Raw genomic sequence first — 24,712 nt, forward strand, 5'->3', positions numbered from 1 at the left:
GAGATACGGTCCCATTGCGTGTCGTTCAGAACGAGCCGATCCAGAACCCCCAAGGCTTCCTCCTAAAAGAAAGCCTTGAATCACGTTCCGTCTGATTTGAGAATCCCAAGAGTCCACACAGCCTAGCCCTTCCTCCACTACTGGATGAAGTCGCCGCACTTCTGCACGACAGCGTCGGCCGCGCCCCACGGCATGATCGGCACGGAAGAGGTCGAGTTCTTCGGCGAGCCTTCGATCAGCTTGTCCGAATAGACCATATAGACAAGCACGTTGCGCTTGGCATCGCACCCGCGGACGATCTGCATCTTCTTGAAGAACAGGGACCGGCGCTGGCGGAACATGTCGTCGCCCTGGCTCATCTTGTCCTTGAAGCGGATCGGGCCGATCTGCCGGCAAGCCAGTGAAATGTCGGAGACTTCCTCCGCTACTCCCAGCCAGCCCTTGAAGCCGCCCTTCTCCGGCACCGTGAAATGACAGGCCACACCCTCGACCTCGGGATCGTCGACGCCATAGGTCGCGAGCTTGTCGTTGGGCGAAATCCATTTGAACACGGTGGAGCGGCGGAAGATCAGGTCGGGCTCGTCGGCAGCGACTGCCGCCTGCACCAGTCCCAGCGCCAGGACGACTGTGGCCAAAGCCAGCCTCTTCCAAGGCAGTTGCGGAGAAGTGATGGCTTTGGCGTGCATGATGGCTCCGCTACGTTGTTGGCGCGGCCTATGTATGGCGAAAAGGCTGCAAGGAAAGGCTGAAAGGAAAGGCTGCGCGCATTGAGAGGCGCGTTGGCCGGTTTAACCTAATGTGAGGCTTTTTTGCTACGCTTTCTACGAAAAGCGCTACGATCACAGAAGGGTTAAAGTGCCTGCGCTGGTGAACGTATTTCGCCTCTGCGACAACCAACCAATAGCGGACTGGGAATCTTAAGGACTATGCGCGTGAGCGGACGTCGGGTTTCAACATTGCATACTGCAAGTGAACGGGCTTGGAAGATCGCGCTTCTGGCGACGGTAGGCACGCTCGGCGCCGCCTCGCAGGCGGATGCCGCGCTCTACTACTACCGTGACTATGATCCCACCTACTATCAGCCCGAGCCGCAGATTCAGCCGCGGCGGCAGAAGCCGCGCAAGCCCGCTGCAAAAGCTGCAGCCCCGGAGAAAGAAACCGGTATCAAGCCTCAGACTCCGCTGATCATCACGGTCTCGATCCATGACCAGAAGATGCGGGTCTTTGACGCCAACGGTCTGTTTGCCGAGAGCCCGGTCTCGACCGGCATGAAGGGCCACTCCACCCCGATGGGTATCTTCAGCGTCATCCAGAAACACAAATTCCATCACTCCAACATCTATAGCAACGCGCCGATGCCCTACATGCAGCGGATCACCTGGTCGGGTGTCGCGATGCATGCCGGCGTGCTGCCCGGCTATCCGGCTTCGCACGGCTGCATCCGGATGCCGATGTCATTCGCGATCAAGATGTGGAATTGGACCAAGATGGGCGCGCGCGTCATCATCACGCCCGGCGAGATCACACCCGTTGCTTTGTCGCATCCGCTGCTCGCCACGCAAAAGGTGGCGCCGCAACCCGTTGCCGAAGAACCGAAGGTGGATGCTCCGCTTGGCGTCAAGGGCGACAAGGGCGCGGATCTCAAGCCTGCCAACGAACCCGGTATCGAGCTGCGCGCCACCGTGGGTCATGCCGAGTTGCAAACATCGCTGCGCGAGCAGACCCATACTGCGGACGCTAGCGGTGCGATGCCGGCCACCCGGCTGGACAACAGCGCGGTCGGCGAAGCGAACTCAGCCGGCGAGCAGAATCCGATCGACATCACTGCCAGCACGGAAGCTTCGAAATCCGAAATCCTTGCCGGTGAACGTGTGAAAGCCGCGAGAACGGCCGAAGCGGTCAAGCAGGATGCACCGAAAGTCGACGCCGCCAAATCGACCGAGCCCAAAGAATCCGAGCAAGCGGCCGAGCCCGCCAAGCCGGGCGACGCGCCCGCTGCCGACGTCAAGAAGGATGGTTCACGTTTGCCGGCCGCCGCAAAGCTCGATCAGCCGAAGCGGACCGGCCAGATCTCCGTCCTGATCAGCCGCAAGGATTCCAAGCTTTACGTTCGGCAGAATTTTGCGCCGCTGTTCGAGGTGCCCGTGGTGATCGCGCCTGGCGACCGGCCGCTGGGCACGCATGTGTTCACCGCCCGGGTCGACAAGAGCGATCCCAACCTCCTGCGCTGGTCGGTGGTCTCGTTGCCGACTGCACGCACAGCGGCGCGGCTCGAGGAAGATGCCTATCCGGGACGGCGCCGCCGCGGCGCGACGGCCTCCGCCGAGGTCAAGCCGCAGCCGCTCGCGAGCAGCCCGGCAGAAGCGCTCGACCGCATCACCATCCCGCAGGACGCGATGGCGCGCGTCAACGAGGCGCTGACCACGGGCGGCTCGATCATCGTTTCCGACCAGGGCATCAACCAGGGCGAGACCGGCGAAGGCACGGACTTCATCATCCCGCTGCGCTGAACGTCTTGGCTGGGAGCGCAGACCAGCTCCGGCCTTCTCCAGCACAATAAATTGAGGCTCTCTCCTCCGTCATTCCGGGATGCGCCGAAGGCGCAGACCCGGAATCCATCGGGCCACAACACGTGCGGATGAATGGATTCTCTGATGTGCAATTGCACATCATAGCTCGCGCTTCGCGCGCCCCGGAATGACACGCAAATCGACGCCGCAAGCACGGCTTCGCCTCTCCGCCGTAACGTCTTGTTGAAAGCCCCGCTCCACCCGGCCGGGTTATTGTTCACCGAATCTTCACGCTGAAGGGGAATGGCCATGATCAGCCGCAGGATTTTTGTCGCGGGTGCGGTGGCGGTATTGGCCGGACCTTTGTACTCCCGGAGCTTGCGAGCGGAGCCGGCGATGAGCCGGGTCACCGCTTATGCCTTCTCGTTTCCGGCGCTGGAGGGCGGTGACATCCGGCTTGCCGAGCATGCTGGCCGTCCGCTCCTGATCGTCAACACCGCCTCGCTCTGTGGCTTCACCCCGCAATATGCGGGGCTGCAGGCGCTGTGGACGGAGTTCCGCGACCGTGGCCTGGTCATCATCGGCGTCCCCTCCAACGATTTCGGGAGCCAGGAGCCCGGCGGCGCCACCGAAATCGCCGAGACCGCGCATCACCAATATGGCGTCACCTTCCCAATGGCGGCCAAGGCCGTCGTGAAAGGCCCCAATGCGCATCCCTTCTACAGATGGGCTGCCGAGGCGCGTCCGAAGGATGTCCCGCGCTGGAACTTTCACAAATATCTGATCGGCCGCGACGGCTACATCGCCGACGTCTTCCCTGAACAGGTTGCGCCGGAGGACACGAGGGTCAAGACCACCATCGCCCGGGCGCTGGCGGCGGCCTGATCCCCTGCAATTTACCTGTGCAGGAAGTCGGCCTCCGTTGCATTGGCGGGGTGTGACCATCTAGGCTACTATTAGTTGGGGTGGGCGGCAGTTCGAGCGGGCTTTGGATACCTCCACCCGCACGATAGCTCTAGGGAACACAGCCATGCGCATTGCGGCAGGTCTGATTTTGGCGGGCGCAGTTTCGCTGCTCTCGTCCACCGCGGTTTGGTCGCAGACTCCCCCAACGGTCAAAGGTGCTCCCGTCGCCAAAGGCGCGAACGCCGCTCCGGCGCCCGCGCAGCCGGCGGCCACTCCGCAGGCAGCGCCTGCGCCGGTTCCTGCGGCCGCCCCCGCACAGCCACCGCAGCCAGCACGCGCCGCTTGCAACAATCCGAACGCGCTCGGCGTCGGCCGCACGGTCGAGATCGACACGACAGGCGGACCCGGCTTCGGCTTCGAGCATTTCAAGCAGCTCGACTTCCTGCGCGACCACGAGGTGGTCCTCACCTTCGACGACGGCCCGTGGCCGAACAACACGCCCGCCGTGCTGAAGGCGCTGGCGGACGAATGCACCACCGGCATCTTCTTCCCGATCGGCAAGCACGCGACCTACCATCCCGAGATCCTCAAGCAGGTTTACAACGCCGGCCACACCGTCGGCGCGCACACCTGGTCGCATGCCAACCTGAACAACAAGAAGCTGACTGAAGACCAGCGCAAGGACGAGATCGAGAAGGGCTTCGCCGCGGTCAAATGGGCGCTCGGCGTCTCGCCTTCACCGTTCTTCCGCTTCCCGGCGCTGCAGCATCCGCCCGAAATGGTGACCTATCTCGGCACCCGCAACGTCGCCATCTTCTCCTGCGACCTCGACTCGTTCGACTTCAAGGCGAGCAAGCCGCAGACGGTGATCGACACCGTGATGAAGAAGGTCGACAAGCTCGGCAAGGGCATCATCCTGATGCACGACTTCCAGAAGCACACCGCCGAAGCCCTGCCCGAATTGTTGAGCCGGCTGAAGGCCGGCGGCTACAAGGTCGTCGCAATGCGCGCCAAATCCCCGGTGCAGGTGCTGCCGAAATATGAGGAAGAGCTGGCCAAGGACGCCAAGCTGCCGACGGTGAGCGCACGGCCGGTCAACAGCGTCGTGACGACGGTCAACGAATAGCCTCCCGAGTCGTCGTGCCGGCGTTGCGTTTCGAAGGCTATGTGATTGTCTCCGCCGATGGCCGGCTGGCGAACGCAAATAATGTGATGCCGAACGAATTGAAGTTCGAGGGCGACAAGAAGTTCTTCTCCGCCGCCCTCGACCGTGCCGACTTGATCGTGCATGGCCGCAATTCCTACGAAGACCAGCCGAACTCGCCACAGCGAAAACGCATCATCGTGACGCGCAAGGTGCCCGCCATCGCGGCCGATCCCGCGAATCCGAAAGCTACGCTCTGGAATCCCGCCGGCGCCTCGTTCGAGACGGCGAGCGCGCAAGCGGGTGTCACTTCCGGCACTGTCGCGATCATCGGCGGTCCTTCAGTGTTCGATATGTTCATGGACCGCTACGACACGTTCTGGCTGTCGCAGGCGCCGCGGGTGAACCTGCCGGACGGGGAGCCGTGCTTTCCCGGTGTCCCTGCCCGCTCGCCGCAGCAGATCCTTGCATCCCACGGATTGAAGCCGGGCGAGCCGCAAATCCTCGATGCCAACCAAGGCGTCACCGTCACGCCGTGGCGGCGCGACACAGCGTGAGGCTGCCGTAGCCCGGGTGGAAGCGCCAGCGTAACCCGGGGCCGCTCGCAAATACGGATACCGCCATCCCGGGTTACGCGTTCCGCTCCACCCGGGCTACAAGTCTCTCACGCATCGCCGTAAGCTGCCTCAGTGCTCCGCGGCGTGCGGCCGTAGCCGGCGAGGATGAACAGCGCGCCGATGATCGACAGGTTCTTCAGCGCCTCCATCAGCGTGTGGGCGTTGTCAGGCGCCGGCTGATTCCAGAAATCGTGGAAGTAGAAGGTCGCGCCGACCACGAGGATGATGAGCAGGATCGAGAAGAATCGCACCAGCCAGTTCAATGCGATCATCAGGCCGGCGATAACTTCGAACACGCCGACCGAAATCGCGATCAACTGCATGATCGGCATTGCCGCCAAGGTTTCAAGCTGGTGCGCATAGGGCGCTGCAATCTCGGGAATGGTGATCTTGGCTGCGAAGGAATCCGCGGTCGCCTGGATCGCCAACAGCTTGGTTGCTCCCGAATAGATGAACAGGACGGCGAACAAAACTCGTCCGAAAGCAATGAACCCCGGCATGGTCGTCCCCATTGATCGCAGTCGTGAACCGAGCCCGGAACGATTATGGTCGTTCCGCCTGCCGCGAGCAATTCGAATTCGTCTCCGCCAAGATCATGATCCGATGAATCGGATCATGATCTCATCTTCTTGTTTGAGCAGGAGCTTTTCGGATCATGCTCTAGCCGAACAAGGTCGGCTGCGCGCGGCCCGCACGCTCCTGCGCCTCGACCGCGGCGACCGCCGTCATGTTGAGGACACCGCGCGCCGTCACCGACGGCGTGAGGATATGCGCCGGCCGCGCCGGGCCGATCAGGATCGGGCCGACGGGAAGCGCGTCTCCCAGCGACTTGATCATCTGGTAGGCGATGTTGGCCGCATCGAGATTCGGCATGATCAGGATGTTGGCCTCGCCTTCCAGCTTCGATCCCGGCAGCACCAGGTCGCGCACGGCCTTGGACAGCGCGGTGTCGCCCTGCATCTCGCCGTCGGCCTCGATCTCCGGATGCTTTTCTTTAAGGAGCTGCGTGGCGCGCCGCATCTTGCGCGAGGATTCGGTGTCGTAGCTGCCGAAATCCGAATGCGACACGAACGCGACCCTAGGCTTGAAGTTGAAGCGCTGGACGTGGATCGCTGCGAGCGAGGCCATCTCCGACAGCTCTTCCGGGCTGGGATTCGGCCGTACCTGCGTATCGGCAATGAAATAGGCGCCCTTGGTCGAGATCATCAGCGCCAGCGCCGCGTAGTCGCTGACCCCGGGCAGGAAGCCGATGATCTCGCGCACGTGGCGCAGATGGCTCATGTAGCGGCCCTCGACGCCGCACAGCATGGCATCCGCCTCGCCGCGCACCACCGCCAGCGCCGCGATGACAGTGTTGTTTGTGCGCACCACCGTACGCGCCGCATCCGGCGTCACGCCGCGCCGGCCGGCGACCTCGATATAGGACTGCACATAGGAGCGATAGCGCGGATCGTCCTCGGGGTTGACGAGGTCGAAATCCTTGCCGGCCTGGATCGCAAGGCCGAACCGCTTGATGCGGGCTTCGACCACCGAGGGCCGCCCGACCAGGATCGGCCGCGCCAGCTTCTCTTCCAGCACCACTTGCGTGGCGCGCAGCACGCGCTCGTCCTCGCCTTCGGCGTAGATCACGCGCACCGGCTGCGTCTTGGCCTTGGCGAACATCGGCTTCATGACGAGGCCGGAGCGGAAGGCGAAGCGCTCGAGCAGCGCGGTGTATTCGTCGAAATTCTTGATCGGCCGTGTCGCTACGCCCGATTCCATCGCCGCCCTTGCCACCGCCGGCGCAATGCGCAGGATCAGGCGCGGGTCGAAGGGGCTTGGGATCAGCGAGCCGGGCCCGAAACCCTGCGTCTCACCGGTGTCGTAGCGCGACGCGACCGCATCCGAGGGCGGATCGCGCGCGAGCTGCGCGATCGCGTCGACCGCCGCATGCTTCATCGCCTCGTTGATCGCGGTTGCGCCGACGTCGAGCGCGCCGCGGAAGATGAAGGGAAAGCACAGGACGTTGTTGACCTGGTTCGGGAAGTCCGAACGTCCCGTGCAGATCATGGCGTCGGGGCGCGCCTTCCGCGCCTCGTCCGGCATGATCTCCGGCACCGGGTTGGCGAGCGCCATGATCAGCGGGTTCTCCGCCATCTGCTTTGCCATTTCCGGCTTCAGCACATTCGGCGCCGAGAGGCCGAGGAAGATGTCGGCGCCGCCGATCACGTCGGCCAGCACCCGCGCATCCGTGTTCTGCGCGTAGACCGCCTTCCAGCGGTCCATCGAGGTGTTGCGGCCCTCATGGACGACGCCGTCAATGTCGCAGACCCAGATGTTCTTGCGCTGCGCCCCCATCGACACCAGCAGATTGAGGCAAGCGATCGCAGCCGCGCCTGCACCGGAGCAGACGATCTTCACCTCGGACAGCTTCTTGCCGTTCAGCAGCAGCGCGTTGACGATCGCAGCCCCGACGATGATCGCGGTGCCGTGCTGGTCGTCATGGAAGACCGGGATCTTCATCCGCTCCTTGAGCTGCGCCTCGATCTCGAAACACTCGGGGCCGCGGATGTCCTCCAGATTGATGCCGCCGAAGGTCGGCTCCAGCGCCGCCACCGTCTCGACCACGCGCTCGATCGTGTCGGCCTTGATCTCGATGTCGAACACGTCGATGCCGGCGAATTTCTTGAACAGCACCGCCTTGCCTTCCATCACCGGCTTCGAGGCCAGCGGGCCGATATTGCCGAGCCCAAGCACCGCGGTACCGTTGCTGACCACCGCGACCAGGTTCGCGCGCGCCGTCAGCGAGGCCGCCTCGGCGGGGTTTTTTGCGATCTCGGTGCAGGCGGCGGCGACGCCGGGCGAATAGGCGAGCGCCAGGTCGCGCTGGTTGGCGAGCGGCTTGATCGCCTGTATTTCGAGTTTGCCCGGTCGCGGCAGCCGGTGATAGGCCAGCGCCGCCGAATGGAGATCTTCAGAAGAGGATGACATCGTACTCTCGCGTTTCCGGCCTCAAGCTCTTATTCTATGCAAGTCTTGTTCTATGCAGTCTAACAAGGCCAGTTGTCCGGCAGATGGAGCCGGATGTGAAGCACGCCGGGCCCCCTCGATGCAACATCGGATCGCACTCCCGTCAACAGCCGCCCGCCTGCGCAATATTTGAGGCCATACCGCCCTTTCCTTCTCCGGTCATCCCCTTGAGAACATGGCAGTTTGTCCCCGGGATGATCGGTAATTCGGAGCTGACCGGATGATACGGATTTTGATCGGCCTGATCGCCGCGGTCGTGGTCGCCGCCGCCGGCCTGCTCGGCTTCAATCTCTACGTGCAGCATCGCATGACCAGCGGCATCGAGGCCGCCTTCGCGCAGGTCCGCGCCGCCGGCGGCAAGGCCAGTCATGGCAAGGTGACGGTGGATATGCTGGCGCGCACCGTCACGGTCGTCGACATCGTGGGCGAATCAGCGGCGCAGCCACCGGCGCGCTTAAGGATCGCGAGCCTGACCGCCACCGGCGTCCGCCAGCCCGACCGGACCCGCGTCTCCGCGGAGAGCATCGAGCTGGCCGATATCGAGCTGGCAACCGAGGTGACCGACAAGATGCCGGTCAAGGTGACCTACAAGGTGCCGCGCTTCACGGTGAAGGACTATTCCGGCCCCTCCAACTCGGCGCAACTGCCGGCCTCGGAATCCCTGCTCGACATCTATCGCTTTGCGCTCCAGCAGTTCACTGCGGTTGCGGCCTCATCGGTCACGATCCCGTCGGTGACCGGCACGATCAATGGCGGCGCGGCGACGCCTGATGGTGGCGAGTTCGCCTATTCGGGCGTTGCGCTGCAAGACATCAGGGATGGCAAGGTCGCCAGCACCAAGGCGGACAGCTTCACCTTCACGTTGAACACGCCGCAGGCGGGCAAGCGCGCGAAACTGACCGGCACTCTCTCCAATCTCGTCGCCCATGATTTCGACGCCGCTGCGGCCGGCACCGTGCTCGATCCCGGGAGGTCGAACGACGACAGCTATCACCGCATCTACCGGGAAGTCTCGGCCGGCCCCTATGTGCTGGCCACCGACCAGGGCATGCGGGCGCAGATCGACAGCATCACGGTCGACGATATCGCCGTGCGGCCGTCAAAGCTGCAACTGGCGGCGATCCTCGCGCTGATGCCGCAGCCCGGAGCCGGCCCTCCGACCCAGGCTCAGGCGCGCCAGATCATGGCGAAGATGGCTGACGTCTATGAGGGCATCCGCATCGGCAATGCGGAATTGCGCGGACACACGATGCTGACGCCGCAGGGGCCTTTCAAGCTGGCGGCGATCCGCGCCAATCTGGAAAACGGCCGCGGCCAATTGGCGCTTGAGGGCCTGGACGTCGAGACGCCAAAGGGGCCGTTCAGGTTCGACCGTCTTGCGCTGAATTCCTTCGACATCCCGCAATTGATGCGCTTCGCGGCGCGCGCCAACGCCGAGCCAAGGACCACGCCGGATGAAATTTTCGGTCTGTTCAGGGTGCTCGAAGGCATCGAGGTCAAGGGCGCGGCCACGCCCTTCCGCGACACCGACAAGCTCGTCAATATCGACACCATCAGCCTGAGCTGGGGCCAGTTCGTCGGCCCCGTCCCAAGCAAGGCGCATCTGGTGGCGAAGCTGAACGTGCCCGTAGACGCGACCGATCCGGCGATGCAGCCGCTTGTGGCGGCCGGCATCGACCGGGCGGCCATCGCCCTGGATCTCGGCGCGGGCTGGACCGAACAGTCCGGCGCCTTCGTGCTCGCGCCCGCAAGCCTCGAGATCGGCAACCTGCTGAAGGCGTCCGCCCGCGTTGCGCTCGCCAATGTGCCGCGAGCCGTGTTCTCCACCGATCCGATGCAAGCAGCGAGCCTCGCCGGCCAGATTGAGGCCGGAGCCATCGAGCTCAGCTTGCGCGACGGTGGCTGCGTCGATCTGATCGTCGCGCAATATGCCCGAGCTCAGAATGTCAGTCGCGAGGCGGCGAGAGGTGCCATCATCGACCAGATCAAGGCGTTTGGCCAAGCCGTCGCCGCCAATCCCGATGCCGCCGCCGCGGTGGACGCCGTGGTCCGCTTTGTCGAGAGTCCCGGACAAACGCTGATCATCAAGCTGACGCCCCGCGGCAAGGTGCCGGGGCTTCAGCTCGTTCAGCTCCTCAAGACCGACCCGCTGATCGCGCTCGCGCAATTCCAGGTCGAGGCCTCGACGGGACTCTGAGCATCACTTATTGGGCAAATTCACCCTGATGTGAAGCTCGCGGAGCTGCTTCGTCGTGGCTTCCGACGGCGCGCCCATCAGGAGATCGACGGCCTGCTGGTTCATCGGAAACAGCGAAATCTCGCGCAGGTTCGTGGTGCCGCAGAGCAGCATCACGATGCGATCGAGCCCCGCCGCCATGCCGCCATGCGGCGGCGCGCCGTACTGGAACGCGCGGTACATGCCGCCGAAACGCTCGACCACGTCCTCTTCGCCATAGCCCGCGATCTGGAACGCCTTCACCATCGCTTCCGGCTTGTGGTTGCGGATGCCGCCGGAGGCGATCTCATAGCCGTTGCAGGCGATGTCGTACTGGAAGGCCTTGATGGTCAGCGGATCCTGCGTCTGCAGCGCTTCCAATCCGCCCTGGGGCATCGAGAACGGGTTGTGCGAGAAGTCGACCTTCTTGTCTTCCTCGTTGTACTCATACATCGGGAAGTCGACGATCCAGGCGAGCTCGAACCGGTCCTTGTCGATCAGGTTCAATTCCTCGCCGAGCTTGGTGCGCGCGAGGCCGGCGAACTTCCAGAACTTGTCGGGCTCCCCGGCGACGAAGAATGCCGCGTCGCCTTCCTGCAGGCCGAGCTGCTCACGGACCGCAGCGGTCCGTTCGGGACCGATGTTGTTCGCAAGCGGGCCCGCGCCCTCGCCGCCTTCGCGCCAGAAGATGTAGCCGAGGCCCGGCTGGCCCTCGCCCTGCGCCCAGGAGTTCATGCGGTCGGCGAACGCGCGGCTGCCGCCGCCCTTGGCCGGGATCGCCCACACCTGGTTCTTCGAGTCTTCCAGCATCCGCGCGAACACCTTGAAGCCGGAGCCGCGGAAATGCTCTGAGACCTCCTGCATGATGATCGGGTTGCGCAAATCGGGCTTGTCGGTGCCGTATTTGCGGATCGCGTCAGCAAATGGAATCCGCGGCCAGTTCTTGGTGACCGGCTTGCCCTTGGCGAAGTCCTCGAACACGCCCGTGATGACCGGCTCCATCGCCGCAAATACGTCGTCCTGAGTCACAAAACTCATTTCGACGTCGAGCTGGTAGAACTCGCCGGGCAGGCGGTCGGCGCGCGGGTCCTCGTCGCGGAAGCAGGGCGCGATCTGGAAGTAGCGATCGAAGCCCGACATCATGATCAATTGCTTGTACTGCTGCGGTGCCTGCGGCAGCGCGTAGAACTTGCCGGGATGGATACGCGAGGGCACCAGGAAGTCGCGCGCGCCCTCCGGCGAGGATGCGGTGAGGATCGGCGTCTGGAATTCGAAGAACCCCTGCTCCTTCATCCGCTTGCGCATGGAATCGACGATCGCGCCGCGGGTCATGATGTTCTGGTGCAGCTTCTCGCGACGCAGGTCGAGGAAACGGTACTTAAGCCTTATGTCTTCAGGATATTCCTGTTCGCCGAACACCGGCAGCGGCAGCTCGGCGGCGGGGCCGAGCACCTCGATCTCGCTGACATAGATCTCGACCTGCCCGGTCGGAAGTTCCGGGTTGTCGGTGCCTTCGGGGCGGCGGCGGACCTTGCCGTCCATCCGCACCACCCATTCCGAGCGCAGCTTTTCGGCATCGTGGAACGCCGCCGAATCCGGGTCCGCCACGCATTGCGTGATGCCGTAATGATCGCGTAGGTCGATGAACAGCACGCCGCCATGGTCGCGAACGCGATGAACCCAGCCGGAAAGGCGGACCGTCTCGCCGATGTGGCTCTCGCGGAGCGCGCCGCATGTATGTGACCGGTAGCGATGCATGGACTTCCCAAACAGATGTCGGAGGGTTCGAATCGGGCGACCAGCGGCCTGCCCGAATTTGGGGGTCGGTTTACCCGAGGCCGCGAGGTGCGGCAACCAAGGGAACGCCTTGATTTGCGCCCGAACCGGACATTTTCGGCCCCGATGGCGCGAAGTGTTTGCCTAATCGGGGCCCGAGCCTATCTTTACACTATGACGGTGCATTTCCCCTTCCAGAACTCCTATGCGGCACTGCCGGCGAACTTTTTCGCCCGTGTCGCGCCGACCCCGGTTGCCGCCCCGCGCCTGATCAAGCTCAACCGGCCGCTCGCGGTTCAACTCGGGCTCGATCCGGACCTTCTGGACACCCCGGAAGGGGCGGAAATCCTCGCCGGCAAGCGCCTGCCCGAGGGCGCCGACCCCATCGCGATGGCCTATGCCGGCCACCAGTTCGGCCAGTTCGTTCCGCAACTTGGCGACGGCCGTGCCATCCTGCTCGGCGAGGTCATTGACCGGGACGGCGTCCGCCGCGACATCCAGCTCAAGGGTTCCGGCCCGACCCCGTTCTCACGCCGCGGCGATGGCCGCGCCGCGCTCGGCCCGGTCCTGCGCGAATACATCGTCAGCGAAGCGATGTTCGCATTGGGCATTCCCACGACGCGTTCGCTCGCGGCCGTCATCACCGGCGAGCATGTGATCCGCGAGACCGCGCTTCCCGGCGCGGTGCTGACACGTGTGGCGGCGAGCCATGTGCGCGTCGGCACCTTCCAGTTCTTCGCCGCCCGCGGCGACACCGATGGCGTGCGTGCCCTCGCCGATCACGTGATCAACAGGCATTATCCTGAAGTGGCAAAGTCGGATCGTCCGTATCACGCTTTGCTCGAAGGCGTCGTCGCCCGCCAGGCCGAGCTCGTCGCGCGCTGGCTCCTGGTCGGCTTCATCCACGGCGTGATGAACACCGACAACACCTCGATCTCGGGCGAGACCATCGACTACGGCCCCTGCGCCTTCATGGACGACTACAACCCCGCGCAAGTCTACTCTTCAATCGACGAGATGGGCCGGTACGCCTATGGCAACCAGCCGCGGATCGCGCTGTGGAATCTGACGCGATTGGCTGAATGCCTGCTGCCGCTGTTCTCCGACGACCAGGAGAAGGCGATCGAACAGGCGCAATTCATCCTCGGCGATTTCTCCGAGAAGTTCAGCGCCGCCTATGCAGCGGGTCTGCGTCGGAAGATCGGCCTGTTTAGCGAACGCGACGGCGATGAGGCGCTGATCGAGGGTCTCCTGGATGCCATGGCGAAAAACCAGGCCGACTTCACCCTCACCTTCCGCCGCCTCGGCGATGCAGCCCTGGATGCATCGGCCGACGAGAACGTCCGCGCCCAGTTCATGGATCCGCAGGCCTTCGACGAATGGGCCACGCGCTGGCGGGAACGCCTTGCCCTCGAGCCACAAACGCCGTCCGAGCGCCACTCGGCCATGTGCGTCGTCAACCCCGCCTTCATCCCGCGCAACCACCGCGTCGAAGCAGTGATTGCGGCGGCGACGAACGATGACAACTACGCGCCGTTCGAGGAACTGTTGACGGTGCTGTCAAAACCCTACGACGACCAGCCGCAATACGCAGCTTACGCCGAGCCGCCGCTGCCGGATCAGCGCGTGCTGCAGACATTTTGCGGGACGTGAGCCGACCTCCCCGTCATTCCGGGGCGATGCGCAAGCATCGAGCCCGGAATCCATTTCGCCGCCAGCGCAGGCGGTCCAATGGATTCCGGGCCTGCGCCTTACGGCGCATCCCGGAATGACGCGCTAAGCTTGCCTGCCTTCCTTAGCAACAATTCGCCGCTCCCGTCGTTGGCCCGACACCCATCAGCGATGGAGCATGGCATGAACGAGCGCAATCGCGATCCGGGAACTCCGATAAAGCGCGTCGAGCCGAACGGCGTCGAGCCTGAGTTCTCCGAGGATGATCTTCAACGACAGCAATTCGGTCCGCGCGGAGTGCCCGGGCAACCGGACCCGGCAAGGATGACGCCGCAACGGGCCAAGAAGACACCAAAGAATGCCAATCCGGGCGGACATACCGCCTGAGTGTTGGGAGACCGCGTATGTTGGACACCCTGTCACTGGCAGAAAATGTAGAGCATAACCTCGGCGATCGCGGCTACTTCGTCGCGCCGCTCGATGACCTCGTGACATGGGCGCGATCGGGTTCGCTGATGTGGATGACCTTCGGCCTTGCCTGCTGTGCCATCGAACAGATGCAGGTCTCTATGCCGCGCTATGACATCGAGCGTTTCGGCGCCGCGCCACGCGCCTCACCGCGACAGTCCGATGTGATGATCGTCTCGGGAACCCTCTGCAACAAGATGGCTCCCGCCTTGCGCAAGGTCTACGACCAGATGCCGGAGCCGCGCTATGTGATCTCGATGGGCTCCTGCGCCAATGGCGGTGGCTACTATCACTATTCCTATTCAGTCGTGCGCGGCTGCGACCGCATCGTCCCGGTAGACATCTACGTCCCCGGTTGTCCGCCAACCGCAGAGGCCCTGCTCTACGGCATCATGCTGTTGCAGAAGAAAATCCGTCGCACCGGCACCATCGAACGATGATAATCGCGGTAGGATCGGTAGAGCGAAAGCGAAACCCATCGCGATGAGCAAGCCGCGAATGATGGGTTTCGCTTCGCTCTACCCATCCTACGGATTTCGCTCCACTCAATCTTACGAAGATTTAAGGTGGGGCCCGGTGTGCCTAGGAGGCCGAGCCCCATAACCTCAACAACCTGGCCGTCAAGCTGTTCGGCTACATTGATATCCTAGTGCCGCTGGCCCACCTCGTATTGATCTGCCGCAACTGCGGCGCGCGTTTCATCGCGGGGTGAATTGGGAGAGATCGTCGATCCCGGTTTGTCGTTCCAGATCAGCCACCCGCTTTGTCATCATCTCGAACCCGTCGTCGCCAAAGAGCTGATGTTCCTTTCGCTCGAAATCCTCGGCCATTGCATCGAACCCATGCGCGGAAACCAGGCTCCTCAGCATCGGGAACAGCTCGGTGTCTTCGCGCGCTGCGTGGGGACGATACATCGCGATGAAGGCGCGAACCGAGTCGGTAAGCTGTCGCCGGTCCTCGCCATCCTGCCGACTGCCCGGTGCCGTTCGGAGGATCGTCTCGGTCACACCCCGCCCGGCCTTGTGCTGGATCAGCAGCGTGTCGACGAGATCGACCATCTTTCCGGCTTTCTTGAAGCGTGGAAAGACCGCGTGCTCCTCCGACTCCTCGTGATAGTTGTGGATGAAGTCGCGCACGATCTCGGCAGCGCGCGTCATGACCGAGGGGTCGAAATCCTCCTTAGCGGCAAACTTGCGGAGCCCCGCTTCGTAGACCAGAAGCACCCGATCGAGCACGCCGTGCTCGCGCATCAAATCTTCCGGCGGCGTGACCTCTGTCTTCTCCTTTTCCTCCTTGGACCGCGCTACAGCGAGTGACGGCGGGATCAGTCCCGCGGTCGCGATGATTCCCGTCACGGCAGTCCCCGTGATCAGAGCGCGTTTCCTGATATCGACATCCCGGTTCATCTCACAGGCTCCTCACAGGGATGATGCCCGCCGTCATCCTGCTCTAGCGCCAAGCCGCTTCGTTCTTCTGCTCGTAATCCGTGAACGCTTTCTCCAGCCCGCCGATCACCTCGGCTGAGGTCTCGAACATGGCCTTGAGCTGTGGTTCATCGACCTTCGCGATGTCCTCGCGAAGGTGGGTTTTTATGTCGTGTAACGCCTTTCGCATTTTCTGCGTATGATGGCGGGGATCCCGTTCGGCGGCACTTGCCATGACCAGTCTCCTGCGTGCTGAGTTGTGATAGCCCGACGCACTCGATGGACGGGCGTCACGGTTGGCGCGCTAACAGTTCAAGAGAACTGCGGTTCCTGCATCGATCCCGGCGCGGGAACTTGTCTGATGGGAATTCTGGACGATGAACATTGAGCGGACTTCAGACAGCGAGGCCAAACCTCCGCGCGCGGGCTCGCCGCTCGAAGTGCTTCTGGTCTTCCTCAAGCTCGGGCTGACGTCGTTCGGCGGCCCGATCGCCCATATCGGCTATTTCCGTAGCGAATTCGTCGAGCGCCGCAAATGGCTCGACGAACAATCCTATGCGGACCTCGTGGCGCTCTGCCAATTCCTGCCCGGTCCGGCGAGCAGCCAGGTCGGATTTTCGCTCGGATTGATGCGCGCAGGTTATCGCGGCGCGCTGGCGGCATGGACGGGTTTCACGCTGCCATCGGCCGTCGCGCTCCTGCTGTTTGCCTATGGCGCCAGCGCATTGAGCGGACCGGTCGGAACGGGGCTGGTGCACGGCCTCAAACTCGTGGCGGTCGCGATCGTAGCTCAAGCGGTATGGGGCATGGCGCGGACCCTATGCCCCGACCGCGAGCGCGCCTCGATCGCGACGGTCGCCGCACTCATCATCCTGTTCAGCACATCATCGGTAGCGCAGATCGGCGCGATCCTGCTCGGCGGCATCGCCGGACTATGGCTCTGCCGCGCCGCGCAGCCGAGCGGAGAAAGCCATTTCGCCGTGCCGGTGTCGCGCGCCGCCGCTCTCGTCGCACTGGCGGCGTTCCTGATCCTGCTCGTCGGCCTGCCGGTCCTGGCACGGCTGTGGCCGTACGCGGGCATTGCCTTGTTCGACGCCTTCTATCGCTCCGGCGCGCTCGTGTTTGGCGGCGGCCATGTCGTGCTGCCGCTGCTGCGCGAGGCCGTGGTGACGCCGGGCTGGGTCGGCGACGACGTATTCCTGACCGGCTATGGCGCCGCCCAGGCCGTCCCCGGACCGCTCTTCACCTTCGCCGCCTATCTCGGCGCCGTCGTCAAAACGTCGTCGCACGGCATCGCCGGAGCCCTCATCGGCTTGTTCGGCATATTCCTTCCGGGCGTCCTGATCCTGCTGGCAGCGCTGCCGTACTGGGACAGCTTTCGCAAACGTGCGGGCGCCCAGGCGATGATGCGCGGCGTGAACGCAGCGGTCGTCGGCATCCTGGGCGCGGCGCTCTACAATCCGGTATGGACCAACACGGTGCAGACGCCCACGGACTTTGCGATTGCCCTCGTCGGATTCGTGCTGCTCATCGCCTGGCGCGCACCGCCGCTCGTGGTCGTCGCCTTCAGCGCCATCGCGGGAATTGGCGCGGCGATCCTGTGACGCTTGACCAGTGTTTTTCCGGATAGGATTTCGGTCGCCTTCGTGTTCTAGGGTGAGGCGTTCATGTAGGCATATTTACGTGCGCCCGGCAGCCAACGCTGTCGGGCTATTCGTTAACCGCAGGATGGGTACTCGAGCCATTCCCTCACCCCTGAGGAGGTTGCGAAGCGACCGTCTCGAAGGGCGAGGCCTCCGGCGGGGCCTCATGGTTCTCAAGGCGATGCGAAGCAGCGTCCGGAGACGCGCGAAGCCTGTCATTCGGGCCGCGCTTTGCGCGGACCCGGTGCGCTCCTCACCGTGAGGGGTGACAGTGCCCGCCTCACCAGCGACCGTCACGCGGCCCCGCCATTAACCCGGCATCCACCATCGCGGCGGCGGACGGCCGGTAACCAAATCCCTTAACAGACCGTCAACCCGATCCCGACAAGTCTTACGACTTTGTTAGGGAGATTGCCGATGGAAGCCTTTGCTCTTGAATTCGTGGGAATGGCGATGGTGGCTCTCTGCCTGGTCGTGCTCGCAATGCCCGCCGCTCGTCGGCCCTCCAGGCACGGTCGTCACGAGTAAGGCGGCGGCCCAACCACCGTTTTCGCGCCCTGCGACGCCCACGCGGCGTCCGCCGCCTGTTCCGCGCGGCCTGACCTGAGCCTATGCAGGGCCAGAATTGCAGCCAAGCCCCTTGACATACCTGCGCTTTCGGCAGAACGCGTGTCGGAAGCGTCATGGACTGTTCATGGATCTGATTAACACCACCTGGGAACTGCAGGCGGCCTGCGACCGCTTGGCCGCCCACCCCGTTATCACCGTCGACACCGAGTTCCTGCGGGAAACGACCTACTACCCCCTGCTCTGCGTGCTGCAAATGGCGAGCCCGGACGAGGCCGTCGTGATCGACGCGCTCGCTCCCGACATCGACCTCACACCGTTCTTCAAGTTGATGGCCAACGAGCAGGTGCTGAAGGTATTCCACGCCGCCCGGCAGGACATCGAGATCGTCTGGCACCGCGCCAACACCATCCCGCACCCGATCTTCGACACGCAGGTTGCGGCCATGGTGCTCGGCTATGGTGACAGCATCGCCTATGACCAGCTCGTCGAGCGCATCACCGGCCATCGGCCGGACAAGACCCACCGCTTCACCGACTGGTCGCGTCGGCCGCTCAGCGCCGAGCAGACCCAATACGCGGTCTCCGACGTCACGCATTTGCGCGATGTCTTCAGCGCGCTCGATGCCGACCTGAAGAAGCGCGGCCGCAACGACTGGGTCAGCGAGGAGATGGAGATCCTGACCTCGCCCCGCACCTACGACTTCCATCCAGAGCGCGCCTGGGAGCGGCTGAAAACCAGGGTGCGGAAGCCGCGCGAGCTCGCGGTGCTGATCGAGGTCGCCGCATGGCGCGAGCAGGAGGCGCAGAGTCGCGACGTGCCGCGTTCGCGCGTGCTGAAGGACGAGGCGGTGGGCGATATCGCAACGCATGCGCCGACGTCGCTGGAGAAGCTTGCCAACCTACGCTCGCTGCCGAAAGGATTTGAGCGCTCGAAATGGGGCACGGACATCATTGCCGCCGTGCAGCGCGGGCTCGCCCGGGATTTCGCCAAGCTGCCGAAGATCGAGAAGCCGCGCAACAATTCCAACGGTGCGGCGATCGTCGAACTGTTGAAGGTGCTGCTCAGGATGACGTCCGAGCGGCACGCAGTCGCAAGCAAGGTGATCGCGACCGTCGACGATCTCGAGCAGATCGCCGCCGACGATCATGCCGACGTCGCCGCCCTGCACGGCTGGCGCCGCGAATTATTCGGCGAAGCGGCGCTCAAGCTCAAGCACGGCCGGCTGGCGCTTGCGATCGACAAGGGACGCGTGGTCAAGGTGGAACGCGCCAAGGAGTAGCCGGGTAGTTATCGCCGTGCGCAAACCCAGCGGACTTGTGTTGAAATTCCAGGTCGCAAGCAACACTTTGTGCACTTTCATCCCATAGGTTGCGGCATCATCCCTTTACACGGGACAAGAAACGTATGCCGCATGATCTGGTCGGCAGCGCTGCGCCCATGCAGCGCAAGAAACTTGAAGACGCGCTTCGCCCTGAGTGGGGAGATTTGCGGGTGTTCCTGCTCTGCGCACGGAGCCGCAGCTTCAGCCGCGCCGCCGACGTCCTCGGCGTGCCGGCAACCGCAATGATGCGCAAGATCGACAAGCTCGAGGACGATCTCGGCTGCCAACTGTTTTCGCGCGACGAGGCACAACTGGCGCTGACCGGCGAAGGACGGGCGCTGCTGTTCGATGTGGAACAGATGGAGCGTCTCAGCCTCAACATCGTCAGGCGCGCGCGGGCGCCGGCGGAGGTGAGCGGCACCGTGCGGATCGCGGTGACCGAGGCACCCGGGAACTTCTGGGTGCTGCCGCGGCTGATCACGTTCGAGCGGACCTACCGCAACATCATCGTCGAGCTGCGTTGCGTATCTGACTGCGCTGAAGTTCCGCGGCAGGAGGCGGACATCTCGCTGCAGGTCGAGCGCCCCAGCGATCCCGAACTGATCGCGACGAAGATCGGCCGGTTGCACATCCACGCTTTCGCCTCGAAAGCCTATTGCGATGCCTACGGCCTGCCGACGTCGCTCGACGAGCTAAGACACCATCGCATCGTCAAGCAGGATGGCGTGCCGCATGGCGACGGCACCTACAAGCGGATCCTCGGCGTGGACTCGCTGGAGGGCATCGTCGGCATCTCCACCAATTCCAGCGTGGCCGCGCTCTACGCCGTCGAACAGGGCGCGGGAATCGGCTTCCTGCCGAGCTCGGTGATTGCGCTCGGCGCGCCGCTGGTCGCAGTCGACCTCGGCGTCAACCACCAACTGGATCTATGGCTCTGCTATCATCGTCAGTTCCGCCACTCGGACCGTCACACGCTGATGATCGAATGGCTGAAGAGCATCTTCGATCCCAAGGTCTATGCCTGCTTCCGAGACGAATTCATCCATCCCGACGAATTGACGCCGTTGATGGTGGGATCGCGCGAACATTTCGGATTGCAGAACTACGTGGCTCCAAAGCCTTTCCCGACGGGGGCCACTACCACTTGAACTCGACGCCGAGTGTGCCCTGGTGCGACTGCATCGCGGCGCGGAATTTGCCGTCGTAGTTGAGATAGAGCCGCGCGGCATTGGTCAGGCTGAGCGACGCCGCCGCGCCGGCATCTGCGCCGTATTGGCTTTCGGCAATGCCCTGCAGCGTGATGCTCTGGCTGCCGAGGCTGACGGTGATATCGCCAAAGTTCTGCGCGACATTGTCGACGAACTTGCCATAGGCTGAGAGGTCGAACACCTTCTGGTCGAAGATCCAGTAGTGTCCGACTTCCACCCCGATCATGACCCGCATCCGCTCCACGGTGGCGGCGCTGGCAAAAACGGGATCGAGGCCGCCGAATTCCTGGAACGATCCGGTCCTGACGCGGACATATTCGAGGCTCGCCTTCGGCACGATGCGGCTCTGGTCCTTGTCCCAGTAATAGCTGAGCTCGCTCAGCGCGCCATCGAGCTTGGCGTTGTAACCCGCCGCGGCAAAACCAAGACCGGTATCGCGACTGGAGCGGATGTTGCCGAAGCCGTGCACCACGGCGATCGCCCAGGTCCACGGTCCCTTGTCGACGGTGGCGTGGGCACCGAGCTGGGTCAGGTCGATGGCCGCCGATTGCAGCGCGAGAGGCACTTCGATGTCGGTGCGGCTCTGGTCGACGGAGAAACCGAGATTGACGCCTGGGGCGATCCGCGCACCGATGCCGGCCACCCCGCCCCAGGTCTTGCGGCGGTCGCCGACGAAATCCCCGACGGCGTCGTTGCGCGCGGAGATGCCGTAGCCCTCGAACCAGGTGCGAAAGCGCGGCGCCTCGACGCTCTCGGAGGCACCTCCTCCACCGGGGTTGGTCCGCCATAAGCGGTTGAAGCCACTGGTCGCCTGGTTGCCGATCCGCTCCAGGAAGTTGCTGCCAAGATTGGCTATCGCCGGGCCCGCCGCGAGATCGGCGTTAACGATGCTGGCTCTCGGCGACGGGATCGGCGCCCGACTTACGCTCGGCGTCGGGCTCGGCGCTGGGGGTGGAGTCGGGGTTAGTGTGGGCATCGTCGGCGGCCGCGATTGCGCCTGCGCCGAACCGATCGTGCCGATGGCCAGGCAAAGCGCGGCCGCAAACGCCCATGCAAGGCCGCGGCCCCCTCCGGCGGAGCTTGCTCGCGACGGACGCCACGAGCAGCGCATGTATTTAATTCCCAAACGACGCGAGCCTGAAAAATGCGAAAAAAGCGATCGATATCGGCCGATTTGCCCTTAACTCGCCGGGACCGTCAATCGCGCGGCCCGGCACACTTCGCCCGAAGCCGCAACGTTGTTGTCGATCGGCCACAGGCGTTGCCGCGGAGCACCGATTTTCCGTGGCACACCAAAGGCTTGCTAACCCGCAATTTTCGTGTTGCAATCGCCGGTACAATCGGATTGGGCCGTTCGACTGTGCGTTTCGTGACCTTGAAGTCTAAGAATCGGAATTTGATCAGACTGCCGGAAGCCGGTTTGTGGCGTGGCACGCGCGAAGCGTGGCCGCGTCTTTTTTACGTCTAGACGAGGAGACAGGCGATGCCGAAGGGTACCGTCAAGTGGTTCAACCCGACCAAGGGTTATGGGTTCATCAAGCCGGCCGTCGGCGACAAGGACGTCTTCGTCCATATCTCGGCGGTTGAGCGTGCGGGACTCTCTACGCTCAACGAAAACCAAACGATCGAGTACGACCTGGTGGAGAACCGCGGCAAGGCATCCGCGGAAAACCTCAAGGTCTCCTAGACTCCATCACGATCCACTCAGGCAATCATGATTGCTACCCCCGGCATCACCCCGGGGGGATTTCTTTATGGCGTCAGATGTAGCGTTGCACTATTTCGCCGCGGGCGAAATCAGCGTGCCGGATAGCTTTGCGCTCTCCGCGGTCTTGCAGACATCGCCCTCCAGCCTGAGCCGGCCTGCCGCAAGCAGCCGCAGCGCTTCCGGATAGATCTGGTGCTCGATCTGGATGACGCGGGCCGCCAGCGTCTCCGGCGTATCGTCATCGGCGACCGCCACCGCGCCCTGCACCACGATCGGCCCGGCGTCGGTCTCCGGGATCACGAAATGCACGGTTGCACCCGAGATCTTCACGCCGGCCTTGAGCGCCTGACCATGCGGATCGAGGCCGGGGAAGCACGGCAATAGCGACGGATGGATGTTGAGCATCCTGCCGTACCAGCGCTGCACGAATTCAGCCGTGAACAGCCGCATGAAGCCGCCGAGGCAGATCAGTTCGACGTTCTTCTCGTCGAGCGCACGCTGCAGCATCGCCTCGAAGCCGGCGCGGTCCTTGCCGAACGGCTTGCTCTCGATGACGATGGTCGGAATGCCGCTCGCGCTGGCCTTGGCGAGACCCGCGGCGTCGGCGCGGTTGGAGATCACCACAACGATCTCGGCCGGAAAGCCTTCCGCCTTCGCGGCCTCGATCAGCGCGACCATGTTCGATCCGCGCCCGGAAATCAGGATGGCGACTTTGCGCTTCATTGCGAAAGATCGAGATGGCCGTTGTAGACGACGCGATGATCGCCGGTCGCGTGGATCACCTCACCGAGCAGCGTCACGGTCTCGCCGCTTTCGATGAACACCTCCATGACGCGCTCGACCGCATCCGCTTTCACGATCGCGATCATGCCGATGCCGCAGTTGAAGGTGCGCAGCAGTTCGAGCTCGGCGATGCCGCCCGCTTCCGCCAGCCATTTGAACACCGGCAGCACCGGCAGCCGGGCCAGATCGATACCGACGCCCAGATGCTTCGGCAGCACCCGCGGAATGTTGTCGGTGAAGCCGCCGCCGGTGATGTGGGCGAGCCCCTTGATCGCCCCGGTCTCACGGATCGCGCGCAGGCACGATTTGACATAGAGCTTGGTCGGCGCCAGCAGCGCGCCGCCGAGCGTCATGACCGGCGAGAACGGCGCCGGCGCGTCGAAGCTGACGCGCGACTGCTCGACGATCTTGCGCACCAGCGAAAATCCGTTGGAGTGAACGCCGGAGGAAGCAAGGCCGATCACGGCATCGCCGATGGCGATATCCGGCCGCGGCAAGAGCGTCCCGCGTTCGGCGGCGCCGACTGCAAACCCGGCAAGGTCGTAATCGCCGTCCTTGTAGAGCCCCGGCATCTCCGCGGTCTCGCCGCCGATCAGCGCGCAGCCGGATTCGCGGCAGCCCTCGGCGACACCCGCGACGATCGCGGCGGTCGCCTCCGGGTCGAGCTTGCCGCAGGCAAAATAGTCGAGGAAGAACAGCGGTTCCGCGCCCTGCACCACGAGGTCGTTGACCGACATCGCCACCAGGTCGATGCCGATCCCGTCATGCAGCCCGGTCTCGATCGCGATCTTGACCTTGGTGCCGACGCCATCGGTCGCGGCCACCAGCACGGGATCCTTGAAGCCGGCCGCCTTCAGGTCGAACAGACCCCCGAAGCCGCCGATCTCGGCGTCTGCGCCGGCGCGCGCGGTGGCGCGGACCATCGGCTTGATCAGATCGACCAGCCGGTTGCCGGCATCGATGTCGACGCCGGAATCCGCGTAAGTGAGGCCGTTCTTGCGCTCGGTCATGCAAAATTCCAGTTGAAGACGGCTGGTTACGAGGAATTCCGCCCCCGCGCAATGGCTCGCAAGGCGGCAGGCGGTATACTATGTAGATAACAGCCGGCTCAGCCCCCAAAAGGGCCGAATCTTCCGTGAATTCAGGCCGGTAGCCGGGAAGCGACCGAGTTGAGCATACCCAATATCATCACGCTGGGCCGCATCATTCTGGTGCCGGTCATCGTCTGGGCGATCGTCTCCAGCCAGATGGAAATCGCGTTTGCGATCTTCGTGATTGCCGGCGTCAGCGACGCCGTCGACGGTTTCCTCGCCAAGCGCTTCAACATGACGAGCGAGCTTGGCGCGCTGCTCGATCCGCTGGCCGACAAGGCGCTGCTGGTGTCGATCTACGTCGCGCTCGGGATCTGGGGCGCGGTGCCGCGCTGGCTCGTCATCCTCGTGGTCTCGCGCGACATCATGATCGTAGCGGCTGTGATCGTGTCCTGGCTGTTCGACAAGCCGGTCGAGATAAAACCGCTGATGGTCTCGAAACTTAACACGGGGGCTCAGGTTGCCTTCGCAGCCCTGGTGCTGGCCTCGCTCGGTTTCGGTTTCCAGCCAAGGCCTTACGATCTGATCCTGATGGGATTTGTCACCATCTTTACTTTGGTTTCCGTCTCCCTCTATCTCGTGGAGTGGGTGCGGCACATGAGCACGATCGAAGCGCGTTAGAGCGTAAAGAGCGTTTTCGCGCGAAGT

At 63.7% G+C, this 24,712-nt stretch carries 22 protein-coding genes; 13 read left to right on the forward strand and 9 right to left on the reverse strand.

The features are described from left to right. Positions 1 to 137: 137 nt before the first annotated feature. On the reverse strand, positions 138 to 686 hold the full coding sequence (locus ACZIRK_RS40230) for a CreA family protein (protein WP_051396930.1): 549 nt from the start codon (positions 684 to 686) through the stop codon (positions 138 to 140). A 240-nt stretch (positions 687 to 926) separates the two neighbouring features. Here ACZIRK_RS40230 and ACZIRK_RS40235 point away from each other — a divergent pair, with 240 nt between their 5' ends. The 4 genes from ACZIRK_RS40235 (at position 927) to ACZIRK_RS40250 (ending at position 5,117) form a co-directional block, all read left to right on the forward strand. Further along, positions 927 to 2,510: a L,D-transpeptidase gene (locus ACZIRK_RS40235; RefSeq protein ID WP_474419424.1), complete on the forward strand. Its 1,584-nt coding sequence runs from the start codon at positions 927 to 929 to the stop codon at positions 2,508 to 2,510. A 309-nt stretch (positions 2,511 to 2,819) separates the two neighbouring features. Then, positions 2,820 to 3,395, forward strand: a complete 576-nt coding sequence (locus tag ACZIRK_RS40240) for a glutathione peroxidase (RefSeq protein ID WP_130227937.1) — start codon at positions 2,820 to 2,822, stop codon at positions 3,393 to 3,395. Between the two features lie 145 nt (positions 3,396 to 3,540). Next, a complete protein-coding gene (locus ACZIRK_RS40245) occupies positions 3,541 to 4,542 on the forward strand; it encodes a polysaccharide deacetylase family protein (RefSeq protein ID WP_456645240.1) in 1,002 nt (333 codons plus the stop codon). A 14-nt stretch (positions 4,543 to 4,556) separates the two neighbouring features. Continuing rightward, on the forward strand, positions 4,557 to 5,117 hold the full coding sequence (locus ACZIRK_RS40250; protein WP_245474899.1) for a dihydrofolate reductase family protein: 561 nt from the start codon (positions 4,557 to 4,559) through the stop codon (positions 5,115 to 5,117). 107 nt (positions 5,118 to 5,224) lie between these two features. Here the strand turns inward: ACZIRK_RS40250 and ACZIRK_RS40255 are convergent, their stop codons facing one another. After that, a complete protein-coding gene (locus tag ACZIRK_RS40255) occupies positions 5,225 to 5,677 on the reverse strand; it encodes a DoxX family protein (protein ID WP_130228060.1) in 453 nt (150 codons plus the stop codon). 160 nt (positions 5,678 to 5,837) lie between these two features. Continuing rightward, positions 5,838 to 8,147, reverse strand: a complete 2,310-nt coding sequence (locus tag ACZIRK_RS40260) for an NADP-dependent malic enzyme (protein ID WP_130228059.1) — start codon at positions 8,145 to 8,147, stop codon at positions 5,838 to 5,840. Positions 8,148 to 8,406: 259 nt separating this feature from the next. Between ACZIRK_RS40260 and ACZIRK_RS40265 the strand changes: the two genes are divergently transcribed. Beyond that, positions 8,407 to 10,383: a hypothetical protein gene (locus ACZIRK_RS40265; protein ID WP_474419425.1), complete on the forward strand. Its 1,977-nt coding sequence runs from the start codon at positions 8,407 to 8,409 to the stop codon at positions 10,381 to 10,383. A gap of 3 nt (positions 10,384 to 10,386) precedes the next feature. Here the strand turns inward: ACZIRK_RS40265 and aspS are convergent, their stop codons facing one another. After that, entirely contained in the window at positions 10,387 to 12,159 is a 1,773-nt protein-coding gene (aspS, locus tag ACZIRK_RS40270) for an aspartate--tRNA ligase (protein ID WP_130228057.1), read from the reverse strand. Between the two features lie 192 nt (positions 12,160 to 12,351). Between aspS and ACZIRK_RS40275 the strand changes: the two genes are divergently transcribed. The 3 genes from ACZIRK_RS40275 to ACZIRK_RS40285 all read left to right on the forward strand — a co-directional run bounded on the left by ACZIRK_RS40275 (position 12,352) and on the right by ACZIRK_RS40285 (position 14,756). Then, positions 12,352 to 13,830 carry a protein adenylyltransferase SelO gene (locus ACZIRK_RS40275; protein ID WP_130228056.1) on the forward strand — a complete coding sequence of 493 codons (1,479 nt, stop codon included), beginning with the start codon at positions 12,352 to 12,354 and terminating at the stop codon, positions 13,828 to 13,830. A gap of 201 nt (positions 13,831 to 14,031) precedes the next feature. Next, positions 14,032 to 14,235, forward strand: a complete 204-nt coding sequence (locus tag ACZIRK_RS40280; protein ID WP_130228055.1) for a hypothetical protein — start codon at positions 14,032 to 14,034, stop codon at positions 14,233 to 14,235. Positions 14,236 to 14,252: 17 nt separating this feature from the next. Beyond that, positions 14,253 to 14,756, forward strand: coding sequence for a NuoB/complex I 20 kDa subunit family protein (locus ACZIRK_RS40285; protein ID WP_080663859.1), 504 nt, complete (start codon positions 14,253 to 14,255; stop codon positions 14,754 to 14,756). Between the two features lie 258 nt (positions 14,757 to 15,014). Here ACZIRK_RS40285 and ACZIRK_RS40290 read toward each other — a convergent pair whose 3' ends face one another. Continuing rightward, entirely contained in the window at positions 15,015 to 15,566 is a 552-nt protein-coding gene (locus ACZIRK_RS40290; protein WP_245474898.1) for a hemerythrin domain-containing protein, read from the reverse strand. A gap of 199 nt (positions 15,567 to 15,765) precedes the next feature. Further along, complete coding sequence (locus tag ACZIRK_RS40295) at positions 15,766 to 15,975, reverse strand: hypothetical protein (RefSeq protein ID WP_130228053.1); 210 nt, start codon at positions 15,973 to 15,975, stop codon at positions 15,766 to 15,768. A gap of 142 nt (positions 15,976 to 16,117) precedes the next feature. Here ACZIRK_RS40295 and chrA point away from each other — a divergent pair, with 142 nt between their 5' ends. The 3 genes from chrA to ACZIRK_RS40310 all read left to right on the forward strand — a co-directional run bounded on the left by chrA (position 16,118) and on the right by ACZIRK_RS40310 (position 20,422). Next, a complete protein-coding gene (chrA, locus tag ACZIRK_RS40300; protein ID WP_474419426.1) occupies positions 16,118 to 17,344 on the forward strand; it encodes a chromate efflux transporter in 1,227 nt (408 codons plus the stop codon). Positions 17,345 to 18,077: 733 nt separating this feature from the next. Further along, positions 18,078 to 19,232: a ribonuclease D gene (gene rnd, locus ACZIRK_RS40305; protein WP_130228051.1), complete on the forward strand. Its 1,155-nt coding sequence runs from the start codon at positions 18,078 to 18,080 to the stop codon at positions 19,230 to 19,232. Between the two features lie 125 nt (positions 19,233 to 19,357). Continuing rightward, entirely contained in the window at positions 19,358 to 20,422 is a 1,065-nt protein-coding gene (locus ACZIRK_RS40310; protein ID WP_245474897.1) for a LysR family transcriptional regulator, read from the forward strand. Here ACZIRK_RS40310 and ACZIRK_RS40315 read toward each other — a convergent pair. Further along, positions 20,412 to 21,593, reverse strand: coding sequence for an autotransporter outer membrane beta-barrel domain-containing protein (locus tag ACZIRK_RS40315; protein WP_130228050.1), 1,182 nt, complete (start codon positions 21,591 to 21,593; stop codon positions 20,412 to 20,414). The two genes, ACZIRK_RS40310 and ACZIRK_RS40315, sit on opposite strands and share 11 nt — an antisense overlap. A 372-nt stretch (positions 21,594 to 21,965) precedes the next feature. Here ACZIRK_RS40315 and ACZIRK_RS40320 point away from each other — a divergent pair, with 372 nt between their 5' ends. Then, positions 21,966 to 22,169 carry a cold-shock protein gene (locus ACZIRK_RS40320; protein WP_028165888.1) on the forward strand — a complete coding sequence of 68 codons (204 nt, stop codon included), beginning with the start codon at positions 21,966 to 21,968 and terminating at the stop codon, positions 22,167 to 22,169. Positions 22,170 to 22,259: 90 nt separating this feature from the next. Here the strand turns inward: ACZIRK_RS40320 and purN are convergent, their stop codons facing one another. Continuing rightward, positions 22,260 to 22,913 (reverse strand): phosphoribosylglycinamide formyltransferase, encoded by a 654-nt coding sequence (gene purN / locus ACZIRK_RS40325; protein WP_130228049.1) that lies wholly within the window; start codon positions 22,911 to 22,913, stop codon positions 22,260 to 22,262. Further along, a complete protein-coding gene (gene purM, locus ACZIRK_RS40330) occupies positions 22,910 to 23,983 on the reverse strand; it encodes a phosphoribosylformylglycinamidine cyclo-ligase (protein WP_474419427.1) in 1,074 nt (357 codons plus the stop codon). Before purM ends, purN begins: the two co-directional genes overlap by 4 nt. Positions 23,984 to 24,142: 159 nt before the next feature. Here purM and ACZIRK_RS40335 point away from each other — a divergent pair, with 159 nt between their 5' ends. Further along, positions 24,143 to 24,685 (forward strand): CDP-alcohol phosphatidyltransferase family protein, encoded by a 543-nt coding sequence (locus ACZIRK_RS40335; protein WP_028165891.1) that lies wholly within the window; start codon positions 24,143 to 24,145, stop codon positions 24,683 to 24,685. Positions 24,686 to 24,712 lie beyond the last annotated feature (27 nt).

It is taken from the genome of Bradyrhizobium sp. Leo114, assembly GCF_055229415.2.